General features: G+C 50.8%; 10 protein-coding genes and 1 tRNA gene. 6 read left to right on the plus strand and 5 right to left on the minus strand.

Annotated features, from left to right (window positions below):
- The first annotated feature begins 60 nt into the window (after positions 1-60).
- Positions 61-1,728 carry an AAA family ATPase gene (locus DKB62_RS04010; protein ID WP_107195758.1) on the plus strand — a complete coding sequence of 556 codons (1,668 nt, stop codon included), beginning with the start codon at positions 61-63 and terminating at the stop codon, positions 1,726-1,728.
- A 129-nt stretch (positions 1,729-1,857) separates the two neighbouring features.
- The gene (locus DKB62_RS12530; protein WP_157949671.1) at positions 1,858-2,142 is read left to right on the plus strand and encodes a hypothetical protein; all 285 of its coding nucleotides are present in this window, start codon (positions 1,858-1,860) and stop codon (positions 2,140-2,142) included.
- 150 nt (positions 2,143-2,292) lie between these two features.
- On the opposite strand, the gene DKB62_RS04015 is transcribed toward DKB62_RS12530, so the two are convergent.
- A tRNA-Gly gene (locus DKB62_RS04015) sits at positions 2,293-2,366 on the minus strand.
- Between the two features lie 195 nt (positions 2,367-2,561).
- Between DKB62_RS04015 and DKB62_RS04020 the strand changes: the two genes are divergently transcribed.
- On the plus strand, positions 2,562-3,035 hold the full coding sequence (locus DKB62_RS04020; RefSeq protein WP_087478699.1) for a hypothetical protein: 474 nt from the start codon (positions 2,562-2,564) through the stop codon (positions 3,033-3,035).
- Positions 3,036-3,204: 169 nt separating this feature from the next.
- On the opposite strand, the gene nifJ is transcribed toward DKB62_RS04020, so the two are convergent.
- Complete coding sequence (nifJ, locus tag DKB62_RS04025; protein WP_107195759.1) at positions 3,205-6,714, minus strand: pyruvate:ferredoxin (flavodoxin) oxidoreductase; 3,510 nt, start codon at positions 6,712-6,714, stop codon at positions 3,205-3,207.
- A gap of 209 nt (positions 6,715-6,923) precedes the next feature.
- On the opposite strand from nifJ, the gene DKB62_RS04030 reads away from it, so the two are divergent.
- Genes DKB62_RS04030 through DKB62_RS04040 form a run of 3 tightly spaced genes read left to right on the plus strand, consistent with a single transcriptional unit; the run spans position 6,924 to position 9,712 of the window.
- Positions 6,924-7,826, plus strand: a complete 903-nt coding sequence (locus DKB62_RS04030) for a LysR family transcriptional regulator (RefSeq protein ID WP_107195760.1) — start codon at positions 6,924-6,926, stop codon at positions 7,824-7,826.
- Positions 7,827-7,880: 54 nt separating this feature from the next.
- Positions 7,881-8,798: a ketopantoate reductase family protein gene (locus DKB62_RS04035; RefSeq protein ID WP_107195761.1), complete on the plus strand. Its 918-nt coding sequence runs from the start codon at positions 7,881-7,883 to the stop codon at positions 8,796-8,798.
- Entirely contained in the window at positions 8,795-9,712 is a 918-nt protein-coding gene (locus tag DKB62_RS04040; protein WP_107195762.1) for a ketopantoate reductase family protein, read from the plus strand. The genes DKB62_RS04035 and DKB62_RS04040 overlap by 4 nt, the downstream gene beginning before the upstream one ends.
- A 243-nt stretch (positions 9,713-9,955) precedes the next feature.
- Here the strand turns inward: DKB62_RS04040 and DKB62_RS04045 are convergent, their stop codons facing one another.
- The 3 genes from DKB62_RS04045 to DKB62_RS04055 all read right to left on the minus strand — a co-directional run bounded on the left by DKB62_RS04045 (position 9,956) and on the right by DKB62_RS04055 (position 13,433).
- Complete coding sequence (locus DKB62_RS04045) at positions 9,956-10,372, minus strand: MaoC family dehydratase (protein WP_087478693.1); 417 nt, start codon at positions 10,370-10,372, stop codon at positions 9,956-9,958.
- A gap of 39 nt (positions 10,373-10,411) precedes the next feature.
- Positions 10,412-11,953: an acyl CoA:acetate/3-ketoacid CoA transferase gene (locus DKB62_RS04050; protein ID WP_107195763.1), complete on the minus strand. Its 1,542-nt coding sequence runs from the start codon at positions 11,951-11,953 to the stop codon at positions 10,412-10,414.
- Positions 11,954-12,017: 64 nt separating this feature from the next.
- Positions 12,018-13,433: a GntP family permease gene (locus tag DKB62_RS04055; RefSeq protein ID WP_107195764.1), complete on the minus strand. Its 1,416-nt coding sequence runs from the start codon at positions 13,431-13,433 to the stop codon at positions 12,018-12,020.
- Position 13,434: the final 1 nt, after the last annotated feature.

Genomic DNA, 13,434 nt, shown 5'->3' on the forward strand with positions numbered 1-13,434 from the left:
GGACAGCAAAGATAGCCCTATCATATAATGAATGCAAAGGATATTCGGGAGGTGAAATACATGAGCACAGCGATGCCCATCGGCGTTGATGACTTTAAAAAAGTACGGGAAAACTATTACTTTGTAGATAAGACGGATTTTATTCGGCAATTGATAGATTCGCATAGTGACGTAACATTGATTACACGTCCCCGGCGTTTTGGGAAAACGCTGACCATGAGCATGTTAGAGTATTTCTTTTCCATTGATCGGAAGAAAGAAAGCCAAGGCTTGTTTTCGGGATTATCGGTAGAAAAAAGTGGGACGGCGTACATGAAACATCTTGGCGCGCATCCCGTTATCTTCATATCGTTAAAAAATGTATCAGGCGACACATGGGAAAGTATCGTTAAGAGTCTGGGCTTTGCGTTAGCCGATTTGTATAGAAGTTTTAACTATCTGTCTCAAAGTGCGGTTGTAGACGACTCATTAAAAATTTATCTTCAAAAAGTCATATATGAGAATGCTACGCAGGATGAATTGGCTGTTTCTTTATTGAGATTGACTACAATGCTGCATCAGCATTATGGAAAACCAGTGATTCTGCTTATAGATGAATACGATGCGCCAATACAGCAGGCTTGGGAACGGGGATTTTACGGCGAATGTATTCGGTTTATGCGGCAATTTTTAGGCAGCGCTTTAAAGACAAATGCATCATTAGATTTTGCGGTTCTAACAGGCGTACTTCGTATTGCCAAAGAAAGTATTTTCAGCGGCCTGAATAACCTAGATGTCTGCTCTGTCCTGCGCGATAAATACAGTACGGTCTTCGGATTTACGCCGGAAGAAGTCGCTAAATTAACGGAAGATATAGGCAAATCAGAAGTACTGCCGGAACTGAAACAGTGGTACGACGGCTATCGCTTTGGCAGCAGTGAAATATATAATCCCTTATCGGTCATCAGCTACATCGATAACCAATGCCTCCCTCGGCCCTACTGGATGAATACGTCCAATAACAGTATCCTGCGCGAGCTAGTTTCCCACGCCGATTACTTACAAATCAAGGCGCTGCGTGGACTCCTCCATGATACACCCGTTTCTGTCAGCTTGAATGAAGGCGTGATCTATGACCAGATTGGAAAAGACCGAAGCGCCTTATATACCATGCTGCTTACAACAGGGTATTTGACCGTATCGGAAAATATCCCGACGAGCTACGACCGCTACTTACTGCGCATTCCCAATGAAGAAATCAAACGGGTATACAGCATGGAAATCCTGAATACCATCGTAGAAGGAATGGATCGGGACACCTTCGACGGTTTATTTGATTTGCTGTTTACCGGCCAGAGCGAAGACTTTGCGTACCTGCTGCAAAAAATATTGCTGCGGTTTGCCAGCACCTATGATACGGCAAATAAAGAAAGCTTTTATCACGGCTTCATGTTGGGCATGGCCGCTCTGTTTTTAGGCCGAAATTATACGGTCGAATCGAATAGAGAAAGCGGCTACGGCCGGTTTGATCTCGCAATTTTCCCCAAAGATACAAATAAAGCCGGCGTCTTGATGGAGTTTAAAGCCACCAACAGCGAAGCGCAGCTGGAAGATAAAGCCGACGAAGCGCTGCGGCAGATTGAGGGAAGGCAGTACGGGACAGAATTTGAAAAACGGGGAGTTTCAAAAGTCTGGAAATACGGCATTGCCTTCTGCGGCAAGCAAATTCATGTAAAAATGAAAATATAAGCACGATAGCAGCCCTAGCCAGTATCGGCTAGGGCCTTTTGCAATTAATGAAAAATGTCAAAATCTGTGCTGTTAGGGTTAATATATTGTTGGAGATTACTAATCCACGCGGCGCATACAATACGGGATATGGCAGAAACAGCCGCTATCAAGTATGCCTATATGTTAAGTTTAGCGATTAGTACAGGTGATGATCCAGAAGCCGATATACAGACCGACCTTTCGACGACAAAACAAAAGCCAAAAGCTACTGCACAGTCTTCTGCCCCGATGCAATCAGTAAGAAAGAAACAACCACTGAAATGTGCCGATTGCGGAGCAACAATCAGCGATAAAGTCAGTAGTTATTCTCAAAAGCAATTCGGACGTCCCCTATGTATCCGGTGTCAGCATCAAGTATCTCATATTGCATAATCTTAGAATAAAAATCCGTTTTATGTAAACTTTATGTATTGTTAAAAAAGTTCATATAAATTAAATATCTTCAAAATAAGGTGCCAAAAAGCTCTTTTTTATAAAATATGGCCTCATGGAAAACACCCATGAGGCCAGTTTCTATCTGTATGGAGCGGATGAAGGGGATCGAACCCTCGTACCAAGCTTGGGAAGCTCGTATTCTACCACTGAATTACACCCGCATGTTATGGTACTTATTAAGTATATCAAATACACGAGCCCTTTGTAAAGAGATTAGAGCTGAAAATATGATAAAATCCCAGGCACGGCCTCCGTCATGTTACTGTTTTGTTACAGTTTCGCCTCTTCTCTATTCCTAAGGCAGACTTTATGTTATAATGCATTCACAAGGATTTTAGAAAGGATAGTGATATGCTATGAAAAAAATCTTAACTGCCGTCGCAATGGCCGGGACGCTCCTGATGGGCTGTGCCGCCGTCGGCGCAATGGACTCGACGACATTGCTGAATAACCCCGACCGGTACCGCGTCGTAAGCACCCAGCCCGACGGCGTCGTATACGTCGATATGGATTCTATAAAGAGCATGCAGACCCGGGACTTCCCCAACAGCATCGAAAATATTTCCTGCACGCTGTACGTAGAAAAGTACAACAGCACCTTGGATGCCATGGCTTTCCAGCAAAATCAGGTCATCCGTCAGATCAACGAATATTCGGCGACGCTTCACGGCAATAAGCGCGACAACACGTACGATTTAAAAGCGGAATTGCAGCAGGTCTACTCTCCCCAGGGTGAAGCAAAGGAAATCAGCATCGACACGATTCAATTTAAAAATATCAAAGACATGTTTGTCAATACCCATCGCCTGGCTGCATTGCCGAAGCAGTAAAGACATATTTTTCCAGAGATACAAAGGGCTTGCCGCACGTCATACGTGCAGCAAGCCCCTTTATCATGTCATGCAGCAACAAACAAAACACGCCCTATCCCGAAGGATAAGGCGTGTTTTGCTGTATGTGATTCTATGAGCAAATAGAGTTATACACTAACGTATCGGCTTATTTTCCAGCCAAGGTCTTGTATGCTTCGAGACGGTCTTTCATGTCTTCAGCCGTCTTTTCGAAGAATTCGTCAGCCTTTTCAGGGAATACGGTCTTCAGCGATGCATAGCGGACTTCGCCCATGAGGAAGTCTTTAATGTCGCTGACCGGTTCTTTAGAATCGAGGATGAACGGATTCTTGCCTTCAGCTTTCAGAGCCGGGTTGTAGCGATACAGGTGCCAGTAGCCAGCTTCAACGGCTTTCTTAGCTTCGATCTGGCTGTTGGCCATACCGGCTTTGATGCCGTGGTTGATGCACGGTGCATAGCCGATGATCAAGCTCGGGCCGTCATAAGCTTCAGCTTCCTGAATCGCTTTCAGGCACTGGTTCTTGTCGGCGCCCAAGGCAACCTGAGCAACGTATACATAGCCATAGGTCATAGCGATGCGGCCCAAGTCTTTCTTTCTCGTCTTCTTGCCGCCAGCTGCGAACTTAGCGATAGCCGAGGTCGGCGTAGCTTTGGAGGACTGACCGCCCGTGTTGGAGTAAACTTCCGTATCGAATACGAAGACGTTGACGTTTTCGCCCTGAGCCAATACGTGGTCCAAGCCGCCGAAGCCGATGTCATAAGCCCAGCCGTCGCCGCCTAAGATCCACTGGCTGCGTTTTACCAAATTGTCGCGGCGTTCATAGATGCGTTTGCAGATCGGGCATACGTCCTTAGCTGCTTCTACGACGGCGACAACTTTGTCAGCCCGTTCGCGCGTGCCTTCGCTTACATCCTTATTGTCGAGCCATTCCTGGAATACGGCTTTCGCGTCGGCCGGCGTATTCGGGTTGTCGATGGCTTCCTGAATATCCATAGCCATTTTTTCGCGAACCTGCTGCGTAGCCAAGAACATGCCCAAGCCGAATTCGGCGTTGTCTTCGAACAAGGAGTTCGCCCAGCCCGGGCCGTGGCCTGCTTCGTTCGTCGTGTACGGCATGGACGGTACGCTGCCGGACCATACGGAGGAGCAGCCCGTAGCGTTAGCAACCATCATGCGGTCGCCGAAGAGCTGCGTAATGAGTTTTGCATACGGTGTTTCGCCGCAGCCTGCGCAGGCACCGGAGAATTCGAGCAGCGGCTGTTCGAACTGGCTGCCTTTAACGGTGAATTTATTCATGGGGTTCTTCTTAGCAGGGAGATTGACGGCATAATCCCAGAGGGGAGCTTTTTCTTCCTGAGAACCGAAGGGTTTCATTTCCAGGGCTTTTTCCTTAGCCGGGCAAACCTGAGCGCAGCTGCCGCAGCCTAAGCAGTCGAGGACGCTGACAGCCATGGTGAAGTGCATGCCGGGAACGCCGACAGCCGGTTTCGTCTTGAGGCCGGCCGGAGCAGCGGCGACTTCTTCATCCGTCAAGAGAACCGGACGAATAGCTGCGTGCGGGCAGACGAAGGAACACTGGTTGCACTGGATACATTTTTCTGCATCCCATTCCGGTACGTTGATAGCAACGCCGCGTTTTTCATAAGCAGCCGTGCCCTGCGGGAATGCGCCGTCTTCCAGGCCGATGAACGTGCTGACCGGCAAGGAGTCGCCTTCCTGTGCGTTGACCGGTTCCAAAATCTTCGTAACGAATTCGGGAACGTCTTTGACAGGAGCAGCTTCATCGGCAACGTCAGCCCAGCTGGCCGGAACGTCGATTTTTACGATGCCTGTTACGCCATTGTCGATAGCGGCGTTGTTCATGTCGACGACTTTCTGGCCTTTTTTGCCGTACGAGGAAACGACAGCGTCTTTCAGGTATTTAACAGCATCGTCAATAGGAATGATGTCGGCGATCTTGAAGAACGCAGCCTGCATGATCATGTTGAAGCGGCCGCCTAAGCCGATTTTCTGAGCGATGTTTACAGCGTCGATCGTGTAGAACTGAATATCGTTCTGCGCGATGTAGCGTTTCATCGAAGCCGGCAGGTTCGCGTCCAGTTCTTCCGGAGTCCAGAGGGTGTTCAGGAGGAAGCTGCCGCCTTTCTTCAGGCCGGACAATACGTTGTATTTATGTACGTACGACTGCTGCGAACAGGAAACGAAAGCAGCTTTGTTGATGAGGTACGTCGATTTGATCGGGTTTTTGCCGAAGCGGAGGTGAGATACGGTAATACCGCCGGATTTCTTGGAGTCATAGGCAAAGTAAGCCTGAGCGTGCATATCCGTGTGGTCACCGATAATCTTAACAGCGCTCTTGTTGGCGCCGACCGTGCCGTCGGAGCCAAGGCCCCAGAACTTGCAGGCCGTCGTGCCTTCCGGCGTCGTGTCGATGTCTTCGCCGAGGGGCAGGGACGTGTAGGTAACGTCGTCGACGATGCCGATAGTGAACTGATCTTTCGGCTGGTCGAGCTTCAAGTTTTCGAATACGGAAAGAATGTGGGTCGGAGTCGTGTCTTTTCCGCCGAGGCCAGCGCGGCCGCCTACGATAAGAGGCTGTTTTTCCTTGCCGGCATATACGCCCTTGACGTCGAGGTACAGCGGTTCAGCAACGGAGCCCGGTTCTTTCGTGCGGTCAAGAACAGCGATCTTCGTAACCGTTTCCGGAATATATTTGAAGAAGTATTTTTCCGAGAACGGGCGATAGAGGTGAACTGCCAGGAGTCCGACTTTTTCACCGCGTTTGTTGAGGAAGTCTACCGTTTCTTCGATAGCGTCCGTCAAGGAACCCATAGCGACAATCATGCGGTCTGCGTCGGGAGCGCCGTAGTATCTGAAGGGATGGTATTCCCGGCCCGTGAGAGCGGAAATTTTTTCCATGTAGTCTTCAACGATATCCGGCAGCGCTTCGTAGTACTTGTTCTGTACTTCCTGCTGCTGGAAGTAGATATCCGAGTTCTGCAGCGTGCCCTTCGTCGTCGGATGATCCGGGTTGGTAGCGCGGTCGCGGAATTCTTTAACAGCGTCCATGTCGACTAATTTTGCCAAATCGTCGTAGTCGAAGGCTTCGATTTTTTGAATTTCATGAGACGTGCGGAAGCCGTCGAAGAAGTTGAGGAACGGAACGCGGCCTTTAATTGCCGATAAGTGAGCGACAGCCGACAAGTCCATAACTTCCTGAACGCTGCCTTCAGCCAGCATAGCAAAGCCGGTCTGACGGCAAGCCATGACGTCGCGCTGGTCGCCGAAAATGCACAAGGTGTTCGTGCCGAGAGCACGAGCTGCAACGTGGAATACGCCCGGGAGCAATTCGCCGGCGATTTTGTACATATTCGGAATCATAAGGAGCAAGCCCTGAGAAGCCGTGTAGGTCGTCGTCAAAGCGCCTGCCTGCAAAGAGCCGTGAACAGCGCCGGCAGCGCCGCCTTCAGCCTGCATTTCCTGAACGCGGACAACTTGTCCGAACATGTTCTTAACGCCCTTAGTCGCCCATTCGTCCATTTTTTCCGCCATCGTGGAAGAAGGCGTAATAGGATAAATAGCGGCAACATCAGTAAACACGTAGGACACATAAGCGGCAGCGGTATTGCCGTCCATGGTCATCATTTTTTTTGCCATGAAAATCCCTCCAACTAATAAAAAATAGTCTTCAATGGCTTTATTATAACGCACAATTCTATATCTGTATAACAAATGAAATTAATCGCTTTAATCAATATTTTTGATTGTCAAGCCTGATGTAAGCCACTTTTCAATATTTTATAAAAATCATTGACGGAGAAAAGAAAATCTTGCATACTAGTCATATGAAGGAGAGATTATAAATTATGGAAATACGAAACTTAAATACCTTTCTTCAAGTCGTTTCTATAAAAAACTTCACGCAGGCGGCGAAAATCCTCGGCTATTCCCAGTCCAACGTCAGCGCGCAGATTCAGCAGCTGGAACGGGAGGTCGGCGCGCCCTTATTCAACCGCATCGGCCGCCAGGTCACGCTGACTCAGCATGGCGAGGAGCTGATTCCCTACGCCCAGAAAATCGTCGCGACGGCCCTACTGATGGAAAATTTCCTGAAATCCAAGGAATCCCTCGGCGGCACCCTGCGCATCGGCATGGTAGAATCGCTGTACGAAATCCTGTTCGAATCATCCCTTCTCCGTTATCATCAGCACTTTCCCAACGTCAAAGTCGAGTTAGTCGTCGACGATACGGCGACCCTGAAAAATCGGATGCAGACCGGCGTTCTTGACTTCGCCTGCCTCATTGCCGAGCCCCTGCCGAAAACGCAGTGGCACACATGGTATTCCCGAAAGGAAGACATCGTCGTCATCGCCAATCCCGGCAATCACCTGTGCCGGCAGAACTCTCTGACCCTGAGCGATTTAAAAGACGAGGAGTTCATCTTGATGGAGTTGACAGCTCCCTACATCGTCACCTTTCAGAGCGCCATGTCCGCCCAGAATATTACCCTTCGCCCATTCTTGACGCTGCAAAGCGCCAACACGGCAACGCGCCTCGTCAGCAAGGGCAATTTTTTATCGGTCCTGCCCCAGTACACCGTCGTGCAGGCAGCCAAGCAGGGCGACGTCGTCATCCTGCCGATCACCGACTTTTGCGACAGCTCGTACGTCCAGACGGTACTCCACGCCAACAAGGTCATGACGCCTCAGATAGAAGGCTTCCTGCAGGAAATACAGGCGGTTATCGAGACGGAAACGTCCCGGCTCTAGGCATTCCGCCTTTTTATTACTACAATACACGCTGATTAAGAAGGTGAATACGTTATGAAATTAATGGTATCAGGCATCGGCGGCGTCGGCGGCTACATTGCCGCCGTTCTCTGCCGCTATTATCCCGGCAGCGTCACGCTGATCGCCCGGGGCAAACGGAAGAAGGCCCTGGAGCAGCGGGGACTGGTCGTCCACAGCGCCGTCTTAGGAGAGCAAACCTATCATCCCGCCGTGACGGATTGTCCGGCCGACGCCGGCATTCAGGACGTAATTTTTGTCTGCGTCAAGGCCTTTTCCCTTGATGAAGCCCTGGCCGCCCTTCGCCCATGCGTCGACGAGCACACCGTAGTCGTCCCTGTTATGAACGGCATCGACCATGCCGACCGGACCCGGGCCGCCCTTCCTGCGGGCCGAGTCGTAAATTCGCTTATTTACATCACATCATCCTACGACGGCGAATACGCCATCTGCCACGCCAGCCCCTACGTCCGCATGCGCGCAGACAGCCCCGACCGCGACGCCGCAGCCCTGGTCTGCCGCTTGCTGCATCACGAACAGGCCATGGAATGTACGATTCCCCAGGATATGAAAAGCGAAGTATGGAAAAAATACATCATAAACTGCGCCTACAACACGATTACGGCCTACTACACCTGCACGACGCGGGGCCTGCTGGAGCATCCGGAACGACTGACAGAGTTCCAGGCCCTTCTCGATGAAGCCTACGCCGTAGCCATAGCCGACGGCGTGCAGCTCCCAGCCGGACTGACGGCGGAGATTTTCGAAGACATGATGCATTACCGCAATGCCGACGCGACGAGCTCCATGGCCCGAGACGCCATGGCTCATAAGCCGACGGAGCTTGAGACGTTCAGCGGCCATCTCGTCCGCCTGGCCGATCGGCTAGGCGTGCCGGCACCCGTGTCCAAACGGTTTTATCAAGAGCTGCTGAAACGGGAGGTAGGGAAATGAAACTGATGGTAACAGGCATCGGCGGCGTCGGCGGCTACGTCGCATCTGTATTATGCGCCGCCTACTCCGACGTCACGCTGATCGCCCGGGGACCGCGCAAAGAAGCGCTGCTGAAAAAGGGCCTCGTCCTCCACAGCGACGTATTCGGAGAGCATACGGCCTTTCCCGCTGTAACGGACGACCCGTCGACAGCGGGCATACAAGACATGATATTTGTCTGCGTAAAAAATTACTCCCTTGCCGACGCGCTGACGGCAATTCTTCCCTGTGTCAGCCGGCATACCGTCGTCGTCTTGATTTTAAACGGCGTCGACCATAGCGCCGCAGCGAAAAAGATCCTGCCGAAATGTCCCATCGTCGACACGACGATTTACATTACGTCAGCCTATGAAGCAGATTTTTCTATACGCCAATCGGGAACCTTCGCCCGTCTGTTCATCGGCTCCGACGATAAGGAAGCGGCACAGCGCGCCTACGACGTGCTCAACTGCGAAGGCCTGACGTGCCGACTCTCCGGCGATATTACGGCGGAAATCTGGAACAAATACATTACAAACTGCGCCTACAATGTCATTACGTCCTATTACGAAGGGACGATCGGCTACGTCTTTTCCCAGCCCAAGGGCAAAGAGGAGTTCCGTACCCTCCTGGATGAGGCCTATGCCGTCGGCAAGGCATTGGGCATCGCCCTCTCGCCAACCCTTCCCGAGGAAATTTACGACCGCGTCATGCGCCAAAAGGATAAAGACGTCTCCAGCTCCCTGGCCCGCGATATCATGCAGGGCCGTCAAAGCGAGCTGGAAACCTTCAGCGGATACTTGGTAAAAACGGCTGACGAGCTGCATATTCCCGTTCCCTTCTCAGCCCATTGCTACCACACGATTTTGCAGCGCCTGCAGCATACGGCGACATAAGCATAATACCAAAGGCCCTCGTGCTCTATGGATAGATTTCATAGAGCACGAGGGCCTTTTTCTTATAAAAAGACTCTTGCCAACCTGCCGGTCATAGCCACAACAAGTTGGCAAGAGCTTGTAAGCACTTAAAAGGTTGTTTTCGTTTACTACAGACCGGACATCCCGTCGGTGAAACATGTAAGCGGTGAATCATCGGCTTTGAATTCTATGTCCGGGTACTACCTTTGACAGCAGCTCGTCTTATTTTTTCATGACGCGAGCTTCGCCGTCGGTGACGACTTTGCCGTCCTGATTGGTGACAGTCGTCTTGAAGATAATGCGGTGTTTTGCATCGTCTTTTTCCTTGCATTCTACCGTCGCGGTCAGCGTGTCACCGTAGAATACCGGTGCCAGGAAGCTGAGGGACTGATTCATGTAAATCGTGTTCACGCCCGGCAGCTCCGTGCCCAGTACGGCCGAAATCAAACCTGCAGAAATCATGCCGTGGGCAATGCGCTGTTTGAACATGGAATTCTTAGCGAATTCTTTGTTGATGTGGACGGGGTTGAAGTCTGTCGTTACGCCGGCAAAGGCATATACGTCGAATTCGGAAATCGTCTTCGATACGGATGCTTTATCACCGATCTTAATATCTTCATATTTTACATCACGTGCCATTTTTTCATCTCCTCTCTTTGTGAAGTATATAACTGCATATTACAGTTCCAAACCCATGGGTTTGTCTTCAAAGATACGAGCGTCCATCAGCTTGACGTCTTTGACGATGGGCTTGAAGTCCATGTATGCCAATACGTCTTTTTCGATGTCGATGCCCGGTGCGACTTCGATCAGTTCCAAGCCTTCCGGAGTCAGTTTGAATACGGCGCGTTCCGTGACGTACAGTACGGGCTGGCCTACGGCATTTGCATAAGCGCCGCTGAACGTAACCTGTTCTACCTGTTTCAGGAACTTCTTGTTCCGGCCTTCGCTCGTGATGACCAGTTTGCCGTCTTTGACTTCTTCCTTCAGGCCGCCGGCTGTGAAGGTGCCGCAGAAGATTACCTTCTTGGAGTTCTGCGTGATGTTGATGAAGCCGCCGCAGCCTGCTACGCGGCCATTGAACTTACTTACGTTGATATTGCCGTTGACGTCCGATTCAGCCAAGCCGAGGATTGCCAGGTCTACGCCGCCGCCGTCATAGAAGTCAAACTGGTACGGCTGGTCGAGGATAACCGAGGCGTTCGTGGCTGCGCCGAAGCTCAGGCCGCCGGCCGGTACGCCGCCGATGGTGCCTGCTTCTGTCGTCAGTACCATGCTGTCGATGCCTTCTTCAGCAGCGACTACCGATACGCCTTCAGGCATGCCGATACCGAGGTTTACAACTGCGTCGGGAATCAGTTCCATAGCGCAGCGGCGGGCAATGATCTTGCGGTTGTTCAGTTTCAGCGGAGCTACCGAATCCAGAGGAACTTTTACATCGCCGTTGAATGCCGGGTTGTACGCATAATCCCAAGTCATCATATGGTCAGCTTCGTCAGCTTTTACGACATAGTCGACGATTACGCCGGGGATCTTAACGTCTCTCGGGTCCAGCGTATTCTTGGCTGCTACATCTTTTACCTGAACGATAACGATGCCGCCGCAGGCTTTAGCCGCTTCAGCGATAGCCAAGGCTTCGCCCGTGCCGATTTCGCCGTCCATCGTAACGTTGCCGTCTTCGTCGGCTGTCGTGCCGCGGATGATAGCTACATCAATTTTGTGCGGATGATACCAGAGCCATTCTTCGCCGCCCAATTCAATAACTTCAACGATATCTTCCTTCGTTACATCGTTGATTTTGCCGCCTTCCAGACGAGGATCAACGAAGGTACGGAGGCCGACTTTGGTAATCGTGCCGGGACGGCGGCCCGCGATGTCGCGGAACCACTGGGACAACGTGCCCTGCGGCAGGTTGTAGGCTTCTACTTTATTGTTATTTACCAATTCGCCCAAACGCGGTGTCAGGTTGAAGTGACCGCCGATAATACGTTTCAGCATGCCTTCGTCGCCGAGGTGGTTCAGGCCGCGTTCGCCGCTGTCGCCCTGGCCTGCAGCATAAATAACTGTCATGTCTTTAGGCGTGTTGTTAGCTCTAAAGGAAGCTTCCATTTCTTTCAATACTGCTTCCGGAATCAAACCGCCGACGAAACCGCTCGTTGCGATGGTTGCGCCGTCTTTAATCTGTTGTACTGCTTCAGCAGCCGTTACAAATTTTGCCATGATGAGCATCTCCTTTTGCTTTACATCTTAAACTTTACAAAATTTTTGTATATGTTGATGTATCTTAGTGAAGCCCTGTTACAGAATAGATAAAGATGATGACGAATACGGTGAAGGTCTTCAGTACCGTAATTACGAAGATATCTTTATACGATTCTTTATGCGTCAAGCCGCAAACTGCGAGCAGCGTGATGATAGCGCCGTTGTGGGGCAAGGTATCCAAACCGCCGGAAGCCATGGAAGCAACACGGTGGAGGATTTCCGGACCCATGCCGATGGACTGTGCCCAAGCGAGCCAATCCTGGGACATTAATTCCAAAGCGATAGCCATACCGCCGGAAGCAGAACCTGTAATACCAGCAAGCACCGTTACGCTGACAGCTTCGGATACGAGCGGCGTGCCGCCGATATGAATGCTCATGAGGAAGCCTGCTACTTCAGCAAAGCCCGGGAGCTGGGAGATAACGTTACCATAACCAACTTCGGATGCCGTGTTCATAATAGCGAGCAGGGAGCCGATAGCGCCAGCGTTGAGGATCTTGGACATGCTGTCAACCGTCTTGATTTCGCGCCAGCCGGCAATCAAAGCGACGATGATGCCGCAGACAAGGGCGATAATCAAAGCCCAGATACTAACTACGTTCTGTACCTTAGCAGCTACGAGGGGAACGCCCTTCATATGCTGGAAGGGAACGAGGATATCGGGATTCCAGGTAACGAATTCAGTAACAGCAAAATTAACGACCAATACAGTCAGCAAGGGGAGGCAAGCAACCTGCCAGGAGAACAATTTTGCGTTCGGGTCCAGTACAGGTTCGTTCAGCGTATGATTGCCATAGCCTTCGCCTTTAGCGATGCAGGATTTCAAACGATGGATAATAAAGAAACCGCCAACGCCATAAATGATGACGGCGCCGATGATACCAGCAAGCGGGCCGGCATAAAGGTTCGTGCCGAAATATGTCGTCGGGATAATGTTCTGAATCTGCGGAGTACCGGGCAAGCAGTCCATCGTAGCCGTAAATGCACCTAAAGCGATGCAGGCCGGAATCAGGTGTTTCGGATAGTTAGCTTCTTTAAAGAGGGCTGCTGCGAACGGATATACTGCGAATACAACGACGAACATGAGAACGCCGCCGTAGGTCAGGATCGAACCTGCCAATACGATAGAAATAACGGCTTTTGTAGGTTCTTTGCCCAAGCCATTGATGATAGCGCTGGCCAAACCACGGGCAAGACCCGTTTCTTCCATGACCTTACCAAAAATAGCACCTAACATGAATACCGGGAAGTACGATTTGATGTACGTTACGGCTTTACCCATGAATAATTCGGTGTATGAAGGCATGAGGTCTAAACCAGTCAGCGTAGCCGCCAGGATAGCCATGATCGGGGCCATCATGATAACGGAGAAGCCGCGGTATGCGAACGTTATCAGGCCGATCAAGCTGAGTAAGATGACGAGAATGTTAAAATCCATG

Source organism: Megasphaera stantonii (genome assembly GCF_003367905.1).
GTDB lineage: Bacteria > Bacillota > Negativicutes > Veillonellales > Megasphaeraceae > Megasphaera > Megasphaera stantonii.